Here is a 20662-nt window from a genome sequence, read left to right on the forward strand (position 1 = left end):
CTCGGTGCCCGCGCGGCAAATGGAGCTCAGCCGATCAGGTCGGTGAACTTCTGGAAGTCTGCGTTGTTGCTCATGTCGAGCCGCTTGCCGTTGATCTCGACGGTCGGGGTGCCCTTGATCTCGTGCTGCTGCGCCTGGGCAGTGCCCCACTTCTTGTAGGTACCGTCTTCGATGCACGACGCGGCAGCTTCAGCACCCGCACCCTTGGCGATCTCCGAGATCTGGTCGTCCGTGAGTCCAGCGGTGCCCTCATCAGGCTGGTTCTGGAACATCGCGTTCATGAAGTCGATGGCCTTCTCGGGAGCCTCCTCGGCCACGCAGAACATCGCGCCTGCTGCGCGCGATGAGTAGGCGGAACCCTGCGAACGGAAGTCCAGGATCTCGATCGGGTGGTACTCGAGAGTGATCTTGCCGTCGGCAGCCGCCTTCTGCATGGCCTCGCCGTACTGCTGCTCGAACTGGTTGCAGATGGGGCACATGAAGTCGATGTAGACGGCAAGCGTGTCTTCGCCCTCGCCGAAGCTGATCGCGCCGGTCTCGGAGTTGATGATCTCGCCCTTGGGCGCCGGACCCGCGTCGGTGGCCTGGTTGTTCAGCCAGACGACGACCGCGCCGAGCGCGACGAGCACGACGACGACGGCGATGGAGATTCCGATGGCGAACCAGTTGGGCTTGCTCTGGGCGTGGGCCATGACAGTCCGATCTTCAGCACTAAATTGTCGCAACCATTCTGCCCCGCGCACGCTATGCCTGCCATGTGAACCCCGCCGCCCGGCATCCGCCCCCTCTCTCTCCTCACCCTCACCGAGGCCGTCACACCCCCAGCCCGTGAGACTTCCGTTCCCGCACGAGGCCGAGCTCCCGAGTCTCGGTCTCGTGCCGGAACCCGCGTCTCGCGGTCTCTGCACAGCTCACGGACGTGCACGACTTGTGCACAGCGGCCGGGTCGCGGTCCGCGGTCGGGTCTCGGCTCGGGTCAGGATGAGCGGATGCTGCTCACCGACCGCGCCGTGCTGGCGCCGCCCGCTCCCCTGATCACCCGCGAGGAGGCGCGGATGCTCGGCGTGCCGATCAGCGCGACGAGCCATCTGATCGTGCGTCGAGGCCTGTACGTGCCGCGTCAGGCGTACCTGAGCCTGAGGCCGTGGGAGCAGTACGCCCTGCGGGTCCACGGCTACATCCGTCGCCATCCTGATGCAGTGCTGTGCCTCGAGTCAGCCGCCGTTCTGCATGGTCTGCCGCTGTTCCGGCATCCTCGTGACATCCATGTGCTCGACCCGGACGCCGAGCGGTCGCAGCGGATCGGCGACGTGTGCATCCACACCAGCGCGGATGCCCGCGACATCATCCGCATCGCAGGGATGCGCGTCACCGGGCTGCTCGACACCGTCGTCGATCTTGCGCGCGCGGTCGCGCCTGCGCGTGCGCTGGCGATCGCCGACAGCGCCCTGTCGCCTGTGCAGGACGGCGGTGTCCGGCTCGCCGACCTGCGGGCGAAAGCCGAGGAGCAGCAGAACCGACGCGGCCGCGCGCGTCTGCGCTGGGTCTGTGCGCGGGCCGACGGACGCGCCGAGTCGCCGGCGGAGAGCGTGAGCCGCGCTGTCATCGAGTGGAGCGGGTTCGAGCATCCGGAGCTGCAGCGCGAGTTCGGGTACGAAGGGCGTCGCGACCGCGCCGACTTTCACTTCCCGTCGAACGGCACCATCGGCGAGGCCGACGGCTGGGGCAAGTACGAGCTGAACGCCCCGGAAAGGGCGGCCGTGCACCTTCGCGACGAGAAGCGGCGTGAGGACCGGCTGCGCAGGAACGGGCATCCGGTCGCCCGCTGGGATCTCGCAGACGCCTGGCGCGTCGCACCTCTCGTCACCGCACTGCGCGGCGCGGGCCTGACACCGCAGCATCCACCCCAGCCCGCGATGCTCGCGACCCTCGCACAGAGCCCGCGTGATCGCCCCACTGCGCGCGAGACGTACGTTCCCGCACGAGACCGACGTCGGCGAGCACTGTCTCGTGCCGGAACGTAAGTCTCGCCGAGGTGCGCGGTGCGCAGCGTGCGGCGCGCGGGTTACGGGAGGGGGACGGGCGTCACGCCGAAGGGGGCCAGGCCGGCGGCGCCGCCGTCGGGCGCGGTGAGCACCCAGATGCCGCCCTCGTGGCGGGCGACGCTGTGCTCCCAGTGCGAGCCGTCGGACCCGTCGGTGGTCGACACCGTCCAGTCGTCGTCCTCGATGAAGGTCGCCTCTCCCCCGGCGGTGACCATCGGCTCGATGGCGAGCACGAGGCCAGGCCGGATCTCGGCACCGGGGTCTGGCGTGCGGTAGTTGAAGACGCTCGGCGCCTCGTGCATCTTGCGTCCGATGCCGTGGCCGACGTACTCGCGCAGGATGCCGTAGGTCTCGCCCGAGACCTCGGACGGACCCTGCGCCTCGATGTACTCCTGGATGGCGGTTCCGAGGTCGCCGATGTGCGAGGCGGATGCCATCGCGGCGATGCCGGCCCACATCGAGCCCTCGGTCACCCGGGAGAGCTCCTCGCGCCGAGCCACCAGCTCAGGGCGCGAGTCGTCCGGAACCACGAAGGTGACCGCGCTGTCGCCGTTCCAGCCCTTGAACTGCGCTCCGCAGTCGATCGAGACGATGTCGCCGGGCTCGAGAACCCGCTCACCCGGGATACCGTGCACGACCTGCTCGTTCACCGAGATGCAGGTCGTGTGGCGGTAGCCGCGCACGAGCTGGAAGTTCGACTCGGCGCCGCGAGCGACGATCGTGCGCTCGGCCACGGCATCCAGCTCCGCCGTCGTGACTCCGGGGCGCACCAGCGGGCGCACCGCCTCGAGAGCCGCGGCGGTGATCAGCCCCGGCTCGAGCATCGAACGGAGCTGAGCCGGGGTCTTGTAGATCGACTTGCGGAACATCGAGGGGTCAGACCAGCTGCCCGATGCCGCGTGCGGCCAGGGCGGACGAGATGCGCTCGGTGATCTCGTCGAGCGAGCCGACGCCGTCGATGCGGTCGACGATGCCTCGCTCGTCGTACACCGAGATGATCGGAGCGGTCTCGTGCTCGTAGATGTCGAGGCGGTGCGCGATCGCCTCGTCGGTGTCGTCGGAGCGGCCCTGCTCCACTGCGCGCAGGCTGAGGCGGGCGATGCTCTCCTCGCGCGGCACGTCGAGCAGGATGACGGCGTCGAGCGATGCGTCGTGCTCGCCGAGGAAGGCGTCGAGGTGGTGCACCTGCGTGGTGTTGCGCGGGTATCCGTCGAGCAGGAACCCGACCTGCGCGTCGTCCTGGGAGAGACGGTCGCGCACGATCTCGCTCGTCAGCTCGTCGGGCACGAGGTCGCCGGCGTCGAGGATCGCGGTGACCTTCTGGCCGAGCTCGGTGCCCTCCTTGATGTTGGCGCGGAACATGTCGCCGGTGGAGACGACGGGGATGTTCAGCGCCTCGGCGATGCGGATGCCCTGGGTGCCCTTGCCCGAGCCCTGCGGGCCGACGATCAGAAGACGTGCGGAAGCGGTCATCGGAGAAGCCCTTCGTAGTGGCGCTGCTGCAGCTGCGCGTCGATCTGCTTCACCGTCTCGAGGCCGACACCCACGATGATCAGGATCGAGGCGCCGCCGAACGGGAAGTTCTGGTTGGCCTGCACCGTCGCCAGCGCGACCAGCGGGATCAGCGCGACGAAGCCCAGGTACAGCGAACCGGGGAACGTGATCCGGGTGATCACGTAATCCAGGTACTCGGCCGTCGGACGCCCGGCGCGGATGCCGGGGATGAACCCGCCGTACTTCTTCATGTTGTCGGCGACCTCGACGGGGTTGAACGTGATCGCGACGTAGAAGTACGTGAAGCCGATGATCAGCAGGAAGTACACCAGCATGTACAGCGGCTGGTCGCCCGTGGCGAGGTTCGCGAGGATCCATGCCACCCACGCGGGCGGCTCGCTGGCGTCGGCGGGAGTGTTGAACTGCGCCAGGAGCATCGGGAGGTACAGCAGCGACGAGGCGAAGATGATCGGGATCACGCCCGCCATGTTGACCTTGATCGGGATGTACGTGTTGGTTCCGCCATAGGTGCGGCGACCGACCATGCGCTTGGCATACTGCACGGGGACCCGGCGCTGCGACTGCTCGACGTAGACGATGAGCGACATCACCACGATGCCGATGAGCATCACCAGCAGGAAGACCTCGAAGCCCTTGGCCTCCCAGATCGCCCACATCGAAGCGGGGAAGGTCGCGGCGATCGACGTGAAGATCAGCAGCGACATGCCGTTGCCGATGCCTCGCTCGGTGACGAGCTCCGCCATCCACATGATCAGGCCGGTGCCCGCGGTCATCGCGATGATGATGAGCGCCTGTGCCCACCACACGTCGTTCGTCAGCAGGCTGTTGCACGCGGCGATGTCGGTCTGGCCGAACAGCTGACCGCTGCGCGCGACCGTCACCACTGTCGCGGACTGCAGCAGTGCGAGTGCGATCGTGAGGTAGCGCGTGTACTGGGTGAGCTTGCTCTGCCCAGCCTGGCCCTCCTTGTGGAGGGTCTCGAAGTGCGGGATGACGACGCGCAGGAGCTGCGTGATGATCGTCGCGGTGATGTACGGCATCACACCGAGCGCGAAGATGGACAGCTGCAGCAGCGCACCGCCGGAGAAGAGGTTGAGCATGCCGAGCAGTCCGTCGGTGCCGGCGTTGGCAGCGAGGCACTGCTCGACGTTCGGGAAGTTCACGAACGGAGCCGGCACGTTCGAGCCCAGACGGTACAGAGCGATGATGCCGATGGTGAAAAGGATCTTCTGCCGCAGGTCAGGCGTGCGGAAGATTCGCGCGATGGCGCTAAACAAGGGCGTTCCTCCTGAAGGGATTGCCGAACGTGGAAGGACGGCCGAAAGTCCAGGGTAACGCACAGGAGGGGTCGGAGAATCTCCGACCCCTCCCAGCGTTCACAGCGGCTGGCTCAGTTGACCGAACCGCCGGCAGCGACGATCTTCTGCTCGGCGCTGCCCGAGACCTTGTCGACCGACACGGTCAGCTTGACCGAGATGTCGCCGTCACCGAGGACCTTGACCTTCTCGTTCTTGCGCACGGCACCCTTGGCGACCAGGTCGCTGACGGTGACCTCTCCACCCTTGGGGTAGAGCTCCGCGAGCTTGGCCAGGTTCACGACCTGGTACTCGACGCGGAACGGGTTCTTGAACCCGCGCAGCTTCGGGGTGCGCATGTGCAGCGGCATCTGCCCACCCTCGAAGCCGGCGCGCACGGTGTTGCGCGCCTTTGTGCCCTTGGTTCCACGACCGGCCGTCTTGCCCTTCGAGCCCTCACCGCGACCGACACGGGTCTTCGCGGTGTGAGCGCCGGGGACGGGACGCAGGTGGTGCACCTTCAGGACGGACGGGCGGGCTGCAGGAGCCTCGGCGTCCTTCTTGGCCGGAGCCTTCTTCTCGGCGGCCTTGGCCGGAGCGGCCTTCGCAGCAGCCGGCTTCTTGGCAGCGGTCTTCTTCGGGGCCTTCTCGGCCTCGACGGCTTCGTTCTTCTCAGCCATTAGTCGATCTCCTCAACCTTGACGAGGTGCGCGACGGCGCGGACGTAGCCGCGGGTCTGAGCGTCGTCGGGACGGACGACCGAGTCGCCGATCCGCTTGAGACCGAGCGAACGCAGCGTGTCACGCTGGTTCTGCTTCTCGCTCACCTTGGACTTGATCTGCGTGACCTTGAGGCGCTCAGCCATCAGGCACCTACCTTCTGCGCGGCGGCGGCAGCAGCGGCCTTCGCCTCGTTGCGGATGATGATCTCCGGCACGACGGCGTCGTAGTCGAGACCACGACGAGCGGCGACGGCGCGCGGCTCCTCGAGCCCCTGCAGGGCCTCGACCGTGGCGTGCACGATGTTGATCGTGTTCGACGAGCCGAGCGACTTCGACAGGACGTCGTGGATGCCGGCGCACTCGAGCACGGCGCGCACCGGACCACCGGCGATGACACCGGTACCGGCAGCGGCCGGGCGGAGCAGCACGACGCCTGCGGCGGCCTCACCCTGCACGGGGTGCGGGATGGTCGAGCCGACGCGGGGGACGCGGAAGAAGTTGCGCTTGGCCTCTTCGACACCCTTCGAGATCGCCAGGGGCACCTCGCGGGCCTTGCCGTAGCCGACACCGACCAGACCGTTGCCGTCGCCGACGACCACGAGAGCGGTGAAGCTGAAGCGACGACCACCCTTCACGACCTTCGACACGCGGTTGATGGTGACCACGCGCTCCAGGAACTGGTTGTCGCCACGGTCGCGCGAGTTGCGGTCGCGGCTCTGGCCGCGGTCGCGGCCGCCACGGCGGCCATCGCGCTGCTCGCGCTGCGGCTCAGCCTGAGCCTCGGCAGGAGCGGTTTCGGTCACTTCGTTCTCCTTGATGTCACTCACAGTGCCAGCCCCCCTTCACGGGCGCCATCGGCGATGGCTGCGACACGACCTGCGTAGCGGTTGCCGCCACGGTCGAACACTGCCTCGGAAACGCCGGCGGCCTTCGCGCGCTCGGCGACGAGCTCGCCGACCTTGCGGGCCTTGGCGGTCTTGTCACCGTCGAAGGAGCGCAGTTCGGTCTCGAGCGTGGAAGCGGATGCCACCGTGTGGCCCTTGGCGTCGTCGACGAGCTGCACGAACACGTGGCGCGCGGAGCGGTTGACGACGAGACGCGGACGGGCGTCGGTGCCGACGATCTTCTTGCGAAGACGTGCGTGGCGACGCGCGCGGGCGGCGGACTTGGACTTGACAGCCATGGTTACTTACCAGCCTTTCCGGCCTTGCGACGCACGACCTCGCCGGCGTAGCGCACACCCTTGCCCTTGTACGGCTCGGGCTTGCGGATCTTGCGGATGTTGGCAGCGGCCTCGCCGACAGCCTGCTTGTCGATGCCACTCACGGTCACCTTGTTGGTGCCCTCGACCGTCAGGGTGATGCCTGCGGGCGGGTCGACCAGGACCGGGTGCGAGAAGCCGAGCGCGAACTCGATCGAGCTGCCCTTCTGCTGCACGCGGTAACCGGTGCCGACGACCTCGAGGCCCTTGGTGTAGCCCTGGGTGACGCCGATGATGTTGTTGTTGATGAGGGTGCGGGTCAGACCGTGCAGCGAGCGCGACTCGCGCTCGTCGTCCGGGCGGGTGACGAGAACCTGGTTCTCCTCGACCGTGACCTCGATGGGGCTGGCCAGGGTGAGCGACAGCTCGCCCTTGGGGCCCTTGACTGCGACCTCACGGCCGTCGACCGAGACGGTCACGCCCGCGGGGATGTCGATGGGAAGTCGTCCGATACGCGACATGTCAGATCACCACACGTAGGCGAGAACTTCTCCGCCCACGCCCTTCTGCTCAGCCTGACGGTCGGTGAGGAGACCGGAGGAGGTGGACAGGATGGCAACGCCGAGGCCACCGAGGACCTTGGGCAGCTCGGTCGACTTCGCGTAGACGCGGAGACCGGGCTTCGACACGCGCTTGATGCCGGCGATGGAGCGCTCGCGGTTGGGACCGTACTTGAGCGAGAGGGTGAGGTTGCTGCCGACGCGGGCGTCGGTGACCTCGAAGCCGGCGATGTAGCCCTCCTGCTGGAGGATCTCGGCGATGTTCGTCTTGAGCTTGCTCGACGGCATGGTCACGGAGTCGTGGTGCGCCGAGTTCGCGTTGCGCAGACGGGTCAGCATGTCTGCGACCGGGTCTGTCATCGTCATAATTGGTTTCCTTCGATCATGAGGTTCCGGCTGCCGTTACACGACAGACGGCCTTCGATGAGAATCGCGTCCGAGCGGACGCACAATCTTCAATTGTACGGGATGCGGGGAGGGATGCTGTGCAGCATCCCTCCCCACTCCCCGCTTGCGCAGGTTCGACTTACGCCGGGGCGTCAGCGGCCTTGAACGGGAAGCCGAGCGCACGCAGGAGCGCGCGACCCTCTTCGTCCGTCTTGGCCGTGGTGACCACGGTGATGTCGAAGCCGCGGACGCGGTCGATCTTGTCCTGGTCGATCTCGTGGAACACGCTCTGCTCCTGGAGACCGAAGGTGTAGTTGCCGTTGCCGTCGAACTGGTCGGCCGACAGGCCGCGGAAGTCGCGGATGCGCGGCAGCGACAGGTTGACGAGGCGGTCGACGAACTCCCACGCACGGTCACCGCGGAGGGTGACGTGGGCACCGATGGCCTGGCCCTCGCGCAGCTTGAACTGCGCGATGGACTTGCGGGCCTTGGTGACGACCGGCTTCTGACCGGTGATCTTGGTGAGGTCGTCGATGGCGCCCTCGATCACCTTGGAGTCACGAGCCGCCTCACCGACACCGGTGTTGACGACGACCTTGACCAGGCCGGGGATCTGCATGACGTTCGCGTAGCCGAACTCCTCCTGCAGAGCCTTCTTGATCTCGGTGTTGTACTTCTGCTTCAGGCGAGGCTGGGTCTTGCCAGTCTCAGCAGCAGTTGCCGTTGCCATCAGAGGTCCTTACCTGACTTCTTCGCGTAGCGCACGCGGACCGTGCGCTTCACGCCGTCCTTGACCTGCTCCTCGACGCGGTGGCCGACGCGGGTCGGCTTCTTGCTCGAGGGGTCGACGAGAGCGACGTTGGAGATGTGGATCGGGGCCTCGACGGTCTCGATGCCACCGGTCTTGGTGCCGCGCTGGGTCTGGCCGACACGGGTGTGGCGGGTGACGTAGTTGACGCCCTCCACGACGACGCGGTTCTGCTCGACGAGGACCTCGAGGACCTTGCCCTGCTTGCCGCGGTCGCCGCCCTTGTCCTGCTTGCGGCCGCTGATGACCTGAACCAGGTCACCCTTCTTGATTTTCGCCATGATCAGATGACCTCCGGGGCGAGCGAGACGATCTTCATGAACTTCTTGTCGCGAAGCTCACGGCCGACCGGTCCGAAGATGCGGGTGCCGCGGGGCTCCCCGTCGTTCTTCAGGATGACGGCGGCGTTCTCGTCGAACTTGATGTACGAGCCGTCTGCACGACGGGTCGACTTGACGGTGCGGACGATGACGGCCTTGACCACGTCGCCCTTCTTGACGTTGCCACCGGGGATCGCGTCCTTGACGGTCGCGACGATGGTGTCGCCCAGGCCGGCGTAACGGCGGCTCGAGCCACCGAGGACGCGGATCGTGAGCAGCTCCTTGGCGCCGGTGTTGTCGGCGACCTTGACGCGGGACTCGGTCTGGATCACTTTGCCTTCTCCAGGATCTCCACCAGACGCCAGCGCTTGGTGGCGCTCAGCGGGCGGGTCTCGTTGATGAGAACGAGGTCGCCGATGCCGGCGGTGTTGTTCTCGTCGTGCGCCTTGACCTTCGAGGTCACGCGGATGACCTTGCCGTAAAGCGGGTGCTTCACGCGGTCCTCGACCTCGACGACGATGGTCTTGTCCATCTTGTCGCTGACGACGTAGCCGCGGCGGGCCTTGCGGTAACCGCGGGCGCCTGCGTCGCGGACGTCGTGCTCGCCGTGCTCGACGGCGGCAGCAGCCTTCTTCTCAGCCATTACTCGGCCTCCTCCTTCGGCGCCTCAGCCTCATCGGCCTTCTTCGCCTTCGCCTTGGACGCCTTCTTGGCCGGAGCCTCGACCGGAGCGGGCGTCGCACGGATGCCCAGCTCGCGCTCGCGGATCACGGTGTAAAGGCGCGCGATGTCGCGCTTGACGGCGCGGATGCGGCCGTGGCTCTCCAGCTGACCGGTGGCCGACTGGAAACGGAGGTTGAACAGCTCCTCCTTGGCCTTGCGCAGCTCCTCGACGAGGCGCTGGTCTTCGAACGTGTCGAGCTCGGTCGATGCGAGCTCCTTGGTGCCGATCGCCATTACGCGTCGCCCTCCTCGCGCTTGATGATGCGTGCCTTGAGCGGCAGCTTGTGAATGGCCCGGGTGAGCGCCTCGCGTGCGAGCTGCTCGTTCACGCCCGCGACCTCGAAGAGGACACGGCCCGGCTTGACGTTGGCGACCCACCACTCGGGCGAGCCCTTACCCGAACCCATGCGGGTCTCAGCGGGCTTCTTGGTGAGCGGACGGTCGGGGTAGATGTTGATCCACACCTTTCCACCGCGCTTGATGTGACGGGTCATCGCGATACGAGCCGACTCGATCTGACGGTTGGTCACGTAGGCGGGGGTCAGCGCCTGGATGCCGAACTCGCCGAACGACACCTTGGTGCCGCCGGTGGCCTGGCCCGAACGCTTCGGGTGGTGCTGCTTGCGGTACTTGACCTTGCGAGGGATAAGCATCAGGCAGACGCTCCTTCTGCGACGGGAGCCTCGTTGCGACGGTCACCGCGGTCGCCACGGGGGCCACGACGGTCGCCACGCTCGCGCGAAGGCTTCTGGTTGGCCTGCTCGCGAGCAAGCTCCTTGTTGGTGAGGTCGCCCTTGTAGATCCAGACCTTCACGCCGATGCGGCCGAAGGTGGTCTTGGCCTCGTAGAAGCCGTAGTCGATGTTCGCGCGCAGCGTGTGCAGCGGCACACGACCCTCGCGGTAGAACTCCGAGCGGCTCATCTCCGCGCCGCCGAGGCGGCCGGAGACCTGGATGCGGATGCCCTTGGCGCCGGCGCGCTGAGCGCCCTGCAGGCCCTTGCGCATCGCACGACGGAACGCCACGCGAGCGGAGAGCTGCTCGGCGATGCCCTGGGCGACGAGCTGAGCATCGGCCTCGGGGTTCTTGACCTCGAGGATGTTCAGCTGAATCTGCTTGCCGGTGAGCTTCTCGAGGTCGCCGCGGATGCGCTCGGCCTCGGCGCCGCGGCGGCCGATGACGATGCCGGGACGTGCGGTGTGGATGTCCACACGCACGCGGTCGCGGGTGCGCTCGATCTCGATGTTCGAGACGCCGGCGCGGTCGAGCTGCGTCTGCAGCAGACGACGGATCTTGATGTCCTCGGCGACGTAGTCGGCGTAACGCTGGCCCGGCTTCGTCGAGTCCGAGAACCAACGCGACACGTGGTCCGTGGTGATGCCGAGGCGGAAGCCGTACGGGTTGACCTTCTGGCCCATTACTTGCTCGCCTTCTTCGTCTTGGCCGCCGGTGCGGCCGCCTCAGCGACCTCCGGGGTGGCCAGCACGACCGTGATGTGGCTCGTGCGCTTCTTGATCTGCGATGCACGACCCTGAGCACGGGGGCGGAAACGCTTGAGCGTCGTGCCCTCGTCGACGTACGCGTTCTTCACGTACAGGTCCTGCTCGTCCAGGAACTCGCCGTCACGGTCGGCCTTGACCGACGCGTTGGCGATGGCAGAGTGCACGAGCTTGTAGATCGGCTCGCTGGCACCCTGCGGTGCGAACTTCAGAATGGCCAGTGCTTCCTGCGCCTGCTTGCCCTTGATGAGCGCGACGACACGACGAGCCTTCTGAGGGGTCACGCGGATGTGCTTGACGCGTGCGATGGATTCCACCATTGTTCTCCTCCTCTGTTTCTGTCCAGAGCGTCACCGCGTCAGCGGCGACGGCCCTTCTTGTCGTCCTTCTCGTGGCCGCGGAAGGTGCGGGTGGGCGCGAACTCGCCCAGCTTGTGGCCGACCATGGTCTCGGTCACGAACACGGGGATGTGCTTGCGACCGTCGTGCACGGCGATGGTGTGTCCCAGCATTGCGGGGATGATCATCGAGCGACGCGACCAGGTCTTGATGACGTTCTTCGTACCGGACTCGTTCTGTCCGACCACCTTGCGAAGCAGGTGCTCGTCGACGAAGGGGCCCTTCTTGAGACTGCGTGGCATCTTCCTCTACTCCTACTTGCGCTTCTTGCCAGCGTTGCGGCGGCGGACGATGTACTTGTCACTTTCCTTGTTGGCGTGACGGGTACGACCCTCAGCCTGACCCCACGGGGAAACGGGGTGACGACCACCGGAGGTCTTGCCCTCACCACCACCGTGCGGGTGGTCGACCGGGTTCATGGCGACACCGCGGACGGTCGGGCGGACGCCCTTCCAGCGCTTGCGGCCTGCCTTGCCCCAGTTGATGTTCGACTGCTCGGCGTTGCCGACCTCGCCGATGGTCGCGCGGCAGCGCGCATCGACGTTGCGGATCTCGCCCGAGGGCAGACGCAGCTGTGCGTAGGGGCCGTCCTTGGCGACCAGGCGCACCGAGGCGCCGGCCGAACGGGCCATCTTCGCTCCGCCGCCGGGACGCAGCTCGATCGCGTGGATCACGGTACCGGTGGGGATGTTCTTCAGCGGCAGGTTGTTGCCGGGCTTGATGTCAGCGCCGGCACCCGACTCGACCACGTCGCCCTGCTTCAGTTTGTTCGGGGCGAGGATGTAGCGCTTCTCGCCGTCGAAGTAGTGCAGCAGCGCGATGCGCGCGGTGCGGTTGGGGTCGTACTCGATGTGAGCGACCTTGGCGTTGATGCCGTCCTTGTCATTGCGACGGAAGTCGATGACGCGGTACTGGCGCTTGTGGCCACCACCGATGTGACGGGTCGTGATGCGGCCCTGGTTGTTGCGACCACCGGTCTTCGAGAGCGGGCGCAGCAGCGACTTCTCAGGCGTCGATCGGGTGATCTCAGCGAAGTCTGCCACCGACGAACCGCGGCGGCCCGGGGTCGTGGGCTTGTACTTGCGAATAGCCATTATGTGTCCTTATCCCCCGGTCAGCCGACTGCCGTGAAGATGTCGATGGAACCCGACTTCAGAGCCACGATCGCGCGCTTGGTGTCCTTGCGCTTGCCCGTGCCGAAGCGGGTGCGGCGGGCCTTGCCGACGCGGTTGATCGTGTTGACCGAAGCCACCTTGACGCCGAAGATCTTCTCGATGGCGAGCTTGATCTCGGTCTTCGAGGCGCGCGGGTCGACGAGGAAGGTGTACTTGCCCTCATCGATCAGGCCGTAGCTCTTCTCGGACACGACCGGTCCGAGGATGATGTCGCGCGGGTCCTTGTTCAGGGCCGTGGCGAGAACGTTCTGCTCGGTCATGCCGAGACCTCCTCTGCGGTCGCACCCGTCTTCGAGGCGATGAAGCCCTCGAGTGCAGCCTTGGTGAAGACGATGTCGTCGGAGACGACGACGTCGTAGGCGTTCAGCTGGTCGAAGCTGATCAGGTGAACGTTCGCGAGGTTGCGGACGCTCTTGGTGGTCAGCTCGTCGGAGCGCTCGATGACGACCAGCACGTTCTTCGACGGAGCGACGGAGGCCAGGAGGCCGGCCGCAGCCTTGGTCGAGGGGGTGCTGTCGGCGACGAAGGCCTCGACTGCGTGCAGACGCTCGCCGCGCAGACGGTCGCTCAGCGCGCCACGGAGGGCGGCGGCGATCATCTTCTTGGGGGTGCGCTGCGAGTAGTCGCGCGGCTGCGGGCCGTGGACCGTGCCACCGCCGCGGTGCTGCGGCATGCGGATCGAGCCCTGACGGGCGTTGCCCGTGCCCTTCTGCTTGAAGGGCTTGCTGCCGGAGCCGGACACGTCGCCGCGAGTCTTCGTGGCGTGGGTGCCCTGACGCGCGGCTGCGAGCTGCGCGACGACGACCTGGTGGATCAGCGGGACGTTGGTCTCGACGTCGAAGATCGAGGCGGGCAGCTCGACAGAGCCGGCCTTCTTGCCGTCGACCGAGAGGACGTCGATTGCCAGAGTGGAGTCAGCCATGAGATCAGGCACCCTTCACTGCGTTGCGGACGTACACGATACGACCACGAGCACCGGGGACGGCGCCCTTGACGAGCATGAGTCCCTTCTCGGCGTCGATGGCGTGCACCGTGAGGTTGAGGACGGTCACGCGCTCGCCACCCATGCGGCCGGCCATGCGCATGCCCTTGAACACGCGGCTCGGGGTCGACGATGCGCCGATGGAGCCGGGCTTGCGGTGGTTGCGGTGCGCACCGTGGGAGGCCGAGACGCCGGCGAAGTTGTGGCGCTTCATGACACCGGCGGTGCCCTTGCCCTTGCTGGTGCCGACGACGTCGACCAGCTGGCCTGCCTCGAACACGCCGTCGAGCGTGAGCTCCTGGCCGAGCGAGTAGTCAGCGGCGTCCGCGGTGCGGATCTCGGTGACGTGGCGACGCGGCGTGACGCCGGCAGCCTCGAAGTGAGCGGTCAGCGGCTTGTTCACCTTGCGGGGGTCGATCTGGCCGTAGGCGATCTGAACGGCGTTGTAGCCGTCCTTCTCGGGGGTGCGAACCTGGGTGACCACGTTCGGAGCCAGCTCGATGACGGTCACGGGGATGAGCTTCCCGTTCTCGTTCCAGACCTGGGTCATGCCGAGCTTCGTGCCGAGCATGCCCTTGGAAATCTTTGCGTTGATGTCAACCATGGCGGACCTCAGAGCTTGATCTCGATGTTGACATCGGCGGGCAGGTCGAGACGCATCAGCGAGTCGACTGCCTTGGGCGTCGGGTCGACGATGTCGATCAGACGCTTGTGGGTGCGCATCTCGAAGTGCTCGCGGCTGTCCTTGTACTTGTGGGGCGACCGGATGACGCACACGACGTTCTTCTCGGTCGGAAGCGGCACGGGGCCGACGACGGTCGCGCCCGCACGGGTCACGGTGTCGACGATCTTTCGTGCCGACGTGTCGATGACCTCGTGGTCATACGACTTCAGGCGAATGCGGATCTTCTGTCCCGCCATTGTCTGCTCTCTCTCTATAGGCGTCGTACCATCCGGAGCCGGGTGACCCTGGGGCATTGGACGCACGATGGCGCTGTTCGCGCCTTCGGCACTTGCGCACCGCTGTTCTCTTTTCACCATGAAGACGCCAGCATCGTATGCTCGCGTCTTCGAGTGGGGCTTGTTCTGCTGCCCGCGGCCTAGAACCCTGCAGCGCCCTTCGGGAGGGCCCGCCGTCTATGCACATTCGTGACAGTGATTCCGCGCATCATGATGAGCGCAGAAATGTGGAACCTGACTATTCTGCCACGCCGATCCTGGCACTGCAAACCCGGGCGTGTCGCGCATGATTCCAGGCATCCGGACCGGCATCCGTACCGGCATCCGGACCGGGCTGCTCCCCCTCCAGGAACGCGGAAGGGTGCTGCGCCCGAAGGCGCAGCACCCTTCTGCTGATGCGGGATGCGTCCCGCGGACGATCACTCGTTGCCGACGGCTCCGTCGACGTTGTTGCGGATGTCGTCGATCTGATCGGCGGCGCCCGGCGCGATCTTCTTGGCGAAGTCGGCGATGCCGTCGAGGACCTTGTCGCTGACGTCCTCGGCCTGCTCGCTCTTGACCGCCTCGGCGATCTTCTCCTTGTTCTGCTCGAACACGTCCTTGCCCTGGTTGACGAGATCGTCGATGCCCATGGGTCTCCTCCCCTGTGGTGGTGTGGGCGCGGCGTCCCCGCGCCCACTCCTTTCTACGCGATCAGGGCGACCCGTGTCGAGAGTCGCCCCGATACACGGAGAGAGGGGCCGGACCCGAAGGTCCGACCCCTCTCTCGAGAAGCAGGTGCTTACGCGATGACCTTGGTCACCGTGCCGGCGCCGACGGTGCGGCCACCCTCACGGATCGCGAAGCCGAGGCCCTCTTCCATGGCGATGGGCTGGATGAGGTCCACCTTCATGTCGGTGGTGTCACCGGGCATGACCATCTCGGTGCCCTCGGGCAGCGTGATGACGCCGGTCACGTCGGTGGTGCGGAAGTAGAACTGCGGGCGGTAGTTCGTGTAGAAGGGGTTGTGGCGGCCACCCTCGTCCTTCGACAGGATGTACGCGGTGCCCTCGAACTCCGTGTGCGGGGTGATCGAGCCCGGCTTCACGACGACCTGGCCGCGCTCGACGTCCTCGCGCTTGGTGCCGCGGAGCAGCAGACCGCAGTTCTCGCCGGCCCATGCCTCGTCGAGCTGCTTGTGGAACATCTCGATACCGGTGACCGTGGTCTTCTGGGTCGGGCGGATGCCGACGATCTCGACCTCGGAGTTGATGGCGAGGGTTCCACGCTCGGCGCGGCCGGTGACGACCGTTCCACGACCGGTGATCGTGAAGACGTCCTCGATCGGCATGAGGAACGGCTTGTCGCGGTCACGCTCGGGGTCGGGGATGCTGTCGTCGGCAGCCTGCATGAGCTCGACGATCGACTCGACCCACTTCTCGTCGCCCTCGAGCGCCTTCAGCGCCGAGACCTTGATGACGGGAGCGTCGTCGCCGGGGAAGCCCTGCGCCGAGAGCAGCTCGCGGACCTCGAGCTCGACGAGCTCCAGGATCTCCTCGTCGTCGACCATGTCGCTCTTGTTGAGGGCGACCATCAGGTACGGCACGCCGACCTGCTTGGCGAGCAGGACGTGCTCACGGGTCTGAGCCATCGGGCCGTCGGTGGCGGCGACCACGAGGATCGCGCCATCCATCTGAGCGGCACCGGTGATCATGTTCTTGACGTAGTCGGCGTGGCCGGGGGCGTCGACGTGCGCGTAGTGGCGCTTCGGGGTCTCGTACTCGATGTGCGAGATGTTGATGGTGATACCGCGCTGACGCTCCTCGGGAGCCGAGTCGATCGAGGCGAAGTCACGCTGGACGTTGGTGTCCGACGGGTACTTGTCGGCGAGCACCTTCGAGATCGCGGCAGACAGGGTGGTCTTGCCGTGGTCGACGTGACCGATCGTTCCGATGTTGACGTGCGGCTTGGTCCGCTCGAACTTGGCCTTGGCCACTGGGTCCTCCTCAGGACGTTCGTGTAGAGATCGCCGGGCACTGGATTGTGACCGGCTCCCTACGGATTTCGGTTTCTCAGTTTAGTAGAGAGTGAATGTGAAGTTGTGGGGTGCGGGGATGCCGTGCACGGCACGGCATCCCCAGGAAGGGCTTACTCGCCCTTGGCCTTCTGGACGATCTCGTCGGCCACGGCACGCGGAACCTCAGAGTAGCTGTCGAACTCCATCGAGTACACAGCACGGCCCGAGGTCTTCGAGCGCAGGTCGCCGATGTAGCCGAACATCTCGGACAGCGGCACCGAAGCGCGCACCACCTTGACGCCCTGCGCGTCCTCCATCGACTGGATCTGTCCGCGACGCGAGTTCAGGTCGCCGATGACGTCGCCCATGTACTCCTCGGGAGTACGGACCTCGACGGCCATCAGCGGCTCGAGCAGCACGGGGTTGGCGCGACGAGCGGCCTCCTTGAAGCCCATGGAGCCCGCGATCTTGAACGCCATCTCCGAGGAGTCGACATCGTGCGACGCGCCGTCCACGAGGGTGGCCTTGACGCCCACCATCGGGTAGCCGGCGAGCACGCCGACGTTCATCGCGTCCTGGAAGCCTGCGTCCACCGAGGGGATGTACTCGCGCGGGATGCGTCCACCGGTGACGGCGTTGACGAACTCGTACGTCTTGTCGCCCTCGACCTCGAGCGGCTCGATGTTGAACTGGATCTTCGCGAACTGACCCGAACCACCGGTCTGCTTCTTGTGCGTGTAGTCGTGCTTCTCGACGGCCTTGCGGATCGTCTCGCGGTACGCGACCTGCGGCTTTCCGACGTTGGCCTCGACGCGGAACTCGCGCTTCATGCGGTCCACGAGGATGTCGAGGTGCAGCTCGCCCATGCCCTTGATGGTCGTCTGACCGGTCTCGGGGTTGAGCTCGGTGCGGAAGGTCGGGTCCTCTTCGGCGAGCTTCTGGATCGCGAGACCCAGCTTCTCCTGGTCGGCCTTCGTCTTCGGCTCGATGGCGACCTCGATCACCGGCTCCGGGAAGGTCATCGACTCGAGCACGACGGGAGCGGCCGGGTCGGCGAGGGTGTCACCGGTGGTGGTGTCCTTCAGGCCGATGACGGCGTAGATGTTGCCGGCCGTCAGCTTCTCGACCGGGTTCTCCTTGTTGGCGTGCATCTGGAAGATCTTTCCGATGCGCTCCTTCTTGCCCTTGGTCGAGTTGATGACCTGGGCGCCGGACTCGAGCTCGCCCGAGTAGACGCGGACGTAGGTCAGACGACCGAAGAAGGGGTGCACGGCGACCTTGAACGCCAGCGCCGCGAAGGGGTCCTTCGCGTCGGGGTGACGCTCGATGATCTTCTCCTCGTCCTTCGGGTCGTGCGCCTCGATGGCGGGCACGTCCAGCGGGGACGGAAGGAAGTCGATGACGGCGTCGAGCATGGGCTGCACGCCGCGGTTCTTGAACGCCGAGCCGCAGAGCACGGGGTAGATCTCGCTGGCGACGACCATCTTGCGGATGGCGCCCTTGATCTCGGCGACGGTGAGCTCCTCGCCGCCGAAGAACTTCTCGAGCAGGGCGTCGTCGGTCTCGGCGACGGTCTCGAGCAGCTGCTGACGGTACTCCTCGGCCTTCTCCTGAAGGTCGGCGGGGATGTCCTGCACCTCGTACGACGCGCCCATGGTCACGTCACCCTTGGCGTCGCCCGGCCAGACCAGCGCGCGCATCTCGATGAGGTCGATGACGCCGACGAAGTCGTTCTCGGCGCCGATCGGCAGCTGCAGCACGAGCGGCTTGGCACCGAGGCGGTTCACGATGGTGTCGACGGTGTAGTAGAAGTCGGCGCCCAGCTTGTCCATCTTGTTGACGAAGCAGATGCGGGGCACGTTGTACTTGTCGGCCTGACGCCACACGGTCTCGGACTGGGGCTCGACGCCCTCCTTGCCGTCGAAGACGGCGACCGCGCCGTCGAGGACGCGCAGCGAGCGCTCGACCTCGACCGTGAAGTCGACGTGACCGGGGGTGTCGATGATGTTGATCTGGTTCTTGTTCCAGAAGCAGGTCACGGCGGCCGACGTGATCGTGATGCCGCGCTCCTTCTCCTGCTCCATCCAGTCCGTCGTCGACGCGCCGTCGTGGGTCTCGCCGAGCTTGTGGTTGACACCCGTGTAGAACAGGATGCGCTCGGTGGTGGTGGTCTTGCCGGCATCGATGTGGGCCATGATGCCGATGTTGCGGACCTTGCTCAGGTCGGTGAGCACTTCTTGTGCCACGGGGGTTCCTCCGGGATGGTTCAGGAACGAACAGAGAGTGGGAGCGGATGCCGATCGCTCGGCATCCGCTCAGCCCTTTACCAGCGGTAGTGGGCGAAGGCGCGGTTCGACTCGGCCATCTTGTGGGTGTCCTCGCGGCGCTTGACCGCGGCACCCAGACCGTTCGATGCGTCGAGGATCTCGTTCTGCAGACGCTCGGTCATCGTCTTCTCACGACGGCCCTTCGCGTAGCTGACCAGCCAGCGCAGCGCGAGGGTGTTCGCGCGGTGCGGCTTGACCTCGACGGGAACCTGGTAGGTCGAGCCGCCGACGCGGCGGCTGCGGACCTCGAGGGTCGGGCGCACGTTGTCGAGCGCCTTCTTGAGGGTGGCGACGGCGTCCTGGCCGTTCTTCGCCTCGACACCGCGGAGGGCGCCGTAGACGATGGACTCGGCGAGCGACTTCTTGCCGTCGACGAGGATCTTGTTCACCAGCGAGGTGACGATCGGGGCGCCGTAGACCGGGTCGTTGACGACGGGGCGCTTGGGTGCGGGTCCCTTACGAGGCATCTGACTCAGCCCTTCTTCGCGCCGTAGCGGGAACGAGCCTGCTTACGGTTCTTCACTGCCTGGGTGTCGAGCGCACCACGGACGATCTTGTAGCGGACACCGGGGAGGTCCTTCACACGACCACCGCGGACGAGCACGAGCGAGTGCTCCTGCAGGTTGTGGCCCTCGCCGGGGATGTAGGCGGTCACCTCGGTGCCGTTGCGGAGCTTCACACGAGCGACCTTGCGCATCGCCGAGTTCGGCTTCTTCGGGGTGGTGGTGTACACACGGGTGCACACGCCGGCCTGCTGCGGGTTCGCCTTAAGGGCGGGCGCCTTGGTCTTCGAGACCTTGGGCGAGCGTCCCTTGCGAACCAACTGCTGAATAGTTGGCACGTTCTCTCCTCATAGTGCTGCACGGTGACAGCGTGATGGGTTTCACATCATGACCCACCGGCTCGACAGAGGAGTCGAGCTTTTGGTGTGATGGGTATGCCGTGGGGGCGAACCGACGGTGCCGGCGCCCTGCGTGCGCGCACAGTCGTGCACACACCCGATCAAGTGTAAGGGCGGCGGGCCGTGGCGGTCAAATGAGCAGGACGGATGCTGTGCTACGGGGTGTCCGGGTCGAACGGGGAGTCCAGAGCCTCGCTCAGCTCCGCGAGCATCGCCTCGATCTGCGGCTCGACGTACTGCGAGATCGCGGACTGCACGGCGAGCCTGTGGCGCAGCAGCAGACCGCATATCTCGCGCCCGATCATGTTCGCGTACTCGTCGGCGAGCGCGACCTCCTGTCGCAGCGCCGTCTTCGCGTCGTCGGACAGCGGCGGCAGGGGCGGCAGCTCGGCCGCGGCCTCGTCTGCCATTCCCGCGACGGTGAACAGGAAGGGCGCTCCCGGCACCGGATCGGGGTCGAGCGGCATCCCCTCGTACTCGGGATCGAGCCCCTCCCCCGGCCGGTACGCGCGCGACCGGTTCCTGGCGGCCTGGTGGTCGAGCTCAGCCTGCAGCATCGGCAGGTTCCGCGCGGTGTACTCCGCGACCGCCTGGTCGACGATCGCCTTGATGCGGGTCGAGAGCCCGTGCTGCACGCCGTGCGGCACGTTGCCGCCGATGCCGGCCGCCGAGAGGACCGGCGAGCCGAGGCAGCGCCGGCACGGAGCGACGCGGCCCCGGTGGGTGGCCGGAGCCCAGCGCGGCACCCAGCGCAGCCAGGCCTCTACGGCCTGGCTCACCTGGGATTCCAGCGACCTCTCCACGAATACAGAGTAGAGCGGTCGGGTCGCCGAGCGGCGCTTCATCCCGA

The 20662-nt window shown here is 66.5% G+C and carries 31 protein-coding genes; 1 reads left to right on the forward strand and 30 read right to left on the reverse strand.

Annotated elements, in window-relative coordinates; all coding sequences use genetic code 11:
• Positions 1 to 26: 26 nt before the first annotated feature.
• On the reverse strand, positions 27 to 692 hold the full coding sequence (locus FVO59_RS02250) for a DsbA family protein (RefSeq protein WP_182254215.1): 666 nt from the start codon (positions 690 to 692) through the stop codon (positions 27 to 29).
• Between the two features lie 297 nt (positions 693 to 989).
• On the opposite strand from FVO59_RS02250, the gene FVO59_RS02255 reads away from it, so the two are divergent.
• Positions 990 to 2024, forward strand: a complete 1035-nt coding sequence (locus FVO59_RS02255) for a type IV toxin-antitoxin system AbiEi family antitoxin (RefSeq protein WP_182254218.1) — start codon at positions 990 to 992, stop codon at positions 2022 to 2024.
• Between the two features lie 41 nt (positions 2025 to 2065).
• Here the strand turns inward: FVO59_RS02255 and map are convergent, their stop codons facing one another.
• From map to FVO59_RS02400, 29 genes are all read right to left on the reverse strand, one after another.
• The gene (map, locus tag FVO59_RS02260; RefSeq protein WP_182254220.1) at positions 2066 to 2914 is read right to left on the reverse strand and encodes a type I methionyl aminopeptidase; all 849 of its coding nucleotides are present in this window, start codon (positions 2912 to 2914) and stop codon (positions 2066 to 2068) included.
• Positions 2915 to 2921: 7 nt separating this feature from the next.
• A complete protein-coding gene (locus FVO59_RS02265) occupies positions 2922 to 3518 on the reverse strand; it encodes an adenylate kinase (RefSeq protein WP_182254222.1) in 597 nt (198 codons plus the stop codon).
• Positions 3515 to 4837: a preprotein translocase subunit SecY gene (gene secY / locus FVO59_RS02270; protein ID WP_182254224.1), complete on the reverse strand. Its 1323-nt coding sequence runs from the start codon at positions 4835 to 4837 to the stop codon at positions 3515 to 3517. The genes FVO59_RS02265 and secY overlap by 4 nt, the downstream gene beginning before the upstream one ends.
• Before the next feature lie 113 nt (positions 4838 to 4950).
• Entirely contained in the window at positions 4951 to 5535 is a 585-nt protein-coding gene (gene rplO, locus FVO59_RS02275) for a 50S ribosomal protein L15 (RefSeq protein ID WP_182254226.1), read from the reverse strand.
• Positions 5535 to 5720, reverse strand: coding sequence for a 50S ribosomal protein L30 (gene rpmD / locus FVO59_RS02280; protein ID WP_071640253.1), 186 nt, complete (start codon positions 5718 to 5720; stop codon positions 5535 to 5537). The genes rplO and rpmD overlap by 1 nt, the downstream gene beginning before the upstream one ends.
• On the reverse strand, positions 5720 to 6403 hold the full coding sequence (rpsE, locus tag FVO59_RS02285; protein ID WP_182254228.1) for a 30S ribosomal protein S5: 684 nt from the start codon (positions 6401 to 6403) through the stop codon (positions 5720 to 5722). The genes rpmD and rpsE overlap by 1 nt, the downstream gene beginning before the upstream one ends.
• A complete protein-coding gene (rplR, locus tag FVO59_RS02290; RefSeq protein WP_182254230.1) occupies positions 6400 to 6759 on the reverse strand; it encodes a 50S ribosomal protein L18 in 360 nt (119 codons plus the stop codon). The genes rpsE and rplR overlap by 4 nt, the downstream gene beginning before the upstream one ends.
• 2 nt (positions 6760 to 6761) lie before the next feature.
• Positions 6762 to 7298, reverse strand: a complete 537-nt coding sequence (gene rplF, locus FVO59_RS02295) for a 50S ribosomal protein L6 (RefSeq protein WP_182254232.1) — start codon at positions 7296 to 7298, stop codon at positions 6762 to 6764.
• Between the two features lie 6 nt (positions 7299 to 7304).
• Entirely contained in the window at positions 7305 to 7703 is a 399-nt protein-coding gene (gene rpsH / locus FVO59_RS02300) for a 30S ribosomal protein S8 (protein ID WP_071640261.1), read from the reverse strand.
• Between the two features lie 160 nt (positions 7704 to 7863).
• Positions 7864 to 8454 carry a 50S ribosomal protein L5 gene (rplE, locus tag FVO59_RS02305; protein WP_182254234.1) on the reverse strand — a complete coding sequence of 197 codons (591 nt, stop codon included), beginning with the start codon at positions 8452 to 8454 and terminating at the stop codon, positions 7864 to 7866.
• Complete coding sequence (gene rplX / locus FVO59_RS02310; RefSeq protein WP_182254236.1) at positions 8454 to 8813, reverse strand: 50S ribosomal protein L24; 360 nt, start codon at positions 8811 to 8813, stop codon at positions 8454 to 8456. Before rplX ends, rplE begins: the two co-directional genes overlap by 1 nt.
• 2 nt (positions 8814 to 8815) lie before the next feature.
• Entirely contained in the window at positions 8816 to 9184 is a 369-nt protein-coding gene (rplN, locus tag FVO59_RS02315; RefSeq protein ID WP_099194602.1) for a 50S ribosomal protein L14, read from the reverse strand.
• On the reverse strand, positions 9181 to 9495 hold the full coding sequence (gene rpsQ, locus FVO59_RS02320) for a 30S ribosomal protein S17 (protein ID WP_182254238.1): 315 nt from the start codon (positions 9493 to 9495) through the stop codon (positions 9181 to 9183). Before rpsQ ends, rplN begins: the two co-directional genes overlap by 4 nt.
• Positions 9495 to 9809 (reverse strand): 50S ribosomal protein L29, encoded by a 315-nt coding sequence (gene rpmC, locus FVO59_RS02325; protein ID WP_182254240.1) that lies wholly within the window; start codon positions 9807 to 9809, stop codon positions 9495 to 9497. Before rpmC ends, rpsQ begins: the two co-directional genes overlap by 1 nt.
• Positions 9809 to 10228, reverse strand: coding sequence for a 50S ribosomal protein L16 (gene rplP / locus FVO59_RS02330; protein ID WP_099194600.1), 420 nt, complete (start codon positions 10226 to 10228; stop codon positions 9809 to 9811). The genes rpmC and rplP overlap by 1 nt, the downstream gene beginning before the upstream one ends.
• Positions 10228 to 10992 (reverse strand): 30S ribosomal protein S3, encoded by a 765-nt coding sequence (gene rpsC / locus FVO59_RS02335; protein ID WP_071640276.1) that lies wholly within the window; start codon positions 10990 to 10992, stop codon positions 10228 to 10230. Before rpsC ends, rplP begins: the two co-directional genes overlap by 1 nt.
• A complete protein-coding gene (gene rplV, locus FVO59_RS02340; protein ID WP_182254257.1) occupies positions 10992 to 11393 on the reverse strand; it encodes a 50S ribosomal protein L22 in 402 nt (133 codons plus the stop codon). The genes rpsC and rplV overlap by 1 nt, the downstream gene beginning before the upstream one ends.
• Before the next feature lie 38 nt (positions 11394 to 11431).
• Entirely contained in the window at positions 11432 to 11713 is a 282-nt protein-coding gene (rpsS, locus tag FVO59_RS02345; RefSeq protein WP_071640280.1) for a 30S ribosomal protein S19, read from the reverse strand.
• Positions 11714 to 11725: 12 nt separating this feature from the next.
• On the reverse strand, positions 11726 to 12565 hold the full coding sequence (rplB, locus tag FVO59_RS02350; protein ID WP_071640282.1) for a 50S ribosomal protein L2: 840 nt from the start codon (positions 12563 to 12565) through the stop codon (positions 11726 to 11728).
• A 20-nt stretch (positions 12566 to 12585) separates the two neighbouring features.
• The gene (rplW, locus tag FVO59_RS02355) at positions 12586 to 12906 is read right to left on the reverse strand and encodes a 50S ribosomal protein L23 (RefSeq protein WP_182254259.1); all 321 of its coding nucleotides are present in this window, start codon (positions 12904 to 12906) and stop codon (positions 12586 to 12588) included.
• Positions 12903 to 13568 (reverse strand): 50S ribosomal protein L4, encoded by a 666-nt coding sequence (gene rplD, locus FVO59_RS02360; RefSeq protein ID WP_071640286.1) that lies wholly within the window; start codon positions 13566 to 13568, stop codon positions 12903 to 12905. The genes rplW and rplD overlap by 4 nt, the downstream gene beginning before the upstream one ends.
• Positions 13569 to 13572: 4 nt before the next feature.
• Entirely contained in the window at positions 13573 to 14232 is a 660-nt protein-coding gene (gene rplC, locus FVO59_RS02365) for a 50S ribosomal protein L3 (RefSeq protein WP_099194596.1), read from the reverse strand.
• 8 nt (positions 14233 to 14240) lie between these two features.
• The gene (gene rpsJ / locus FVO59_RS02370; protein WP_017201594.1) at positions 14241 to 14549 is read right to left on the reverse strand and encodes a 30S ribosomal protein S10; all 309 of its coding nucleotides are present in this window, start codon (positions 14547 to 14549) and stop codon (positions 14241 to 14243) included.
• Between the two features lie 458 nt (positions 14550 to 15007).
• Positions 15008 to 15220, reverse strand: a complete 213-nt coding sequence (locus FVO59_RS02375) for a hypothetical protein (protein ID WP_182254261.1) — start codon at positions 15218 to 15220, stop codon at positions 15008 to 15010.
• A gap of 149 nt (positions 15221 to 15369) precedes the next feature.
• A complete protein-coding gene (gene tuf / locus FVO59_RS02380; protein WP_182254263.1) occupies positions 15370 to 16563 on the reverse strand; it encodes an elongation factor Tu in 1194 nt (397 codons plus the stop codon).
• A gap of 152 nt (positions 16564 to 16715) precedes the next feature.
• Positions 16716 to 18830 (reverse strand): elongation factor G, encoded by a 2115-nt coding sequence (gene fusA, locus FVO59_RS02385; protein WP_182254265.1) that lies wholly within the window; start codon positions 18828 to 18830, stop codon positions 16716 to 16718.
• A gap of 77 nt (positions 18831 to 18907) precedes the next feature.
• Complete coding sequence (gene rpsG / locus FVO59_RS02390) at positions 18908 to 19378, reverse strand: 30S ribosomal protein S7 (protein WP_017201608.1); 471 nt, start codon at positions 19376 to 19378, stop codon at positions 18908 to 18910.
• 5 nt (positions 19379 to 19383) lie between these two features.
• A complete protein-coding gene (gene rpsL / locus FVO59_RS02395; RefSeq protein ID WP_018171438.1) occupies positions 19384 to 19752 on the reverse strand; it encodes a 30S ribosomal protein S12 in 369 nt (122 codons plus the stop codon).
• Between the two features lie 215 nt (positions 19753 to 19967).
• Complete coding sequence (locus tag FVO59_RS02400) at positions 19968 to 20615, reverse strand: spermidine/putrescine ABC transporter substrate-binding protein (RefSeq protein WP_182254268.1); 648 nt, start codon at positions 20613 to 20615, stop codon at positions 19968 to 19970.
• Positions 20616 to 20662: the final 47 nt, after the last annotated feature.

This window comes from Microbacterium esteraromaticum (assembly GCF_014084045.1).
Lineage (GTDB): Bacteria > Actinomycetota > Actinomycetes > Actinomycetales > Microbacteriaceae > Microbacterium > Microbacterium esteraromaticum_D.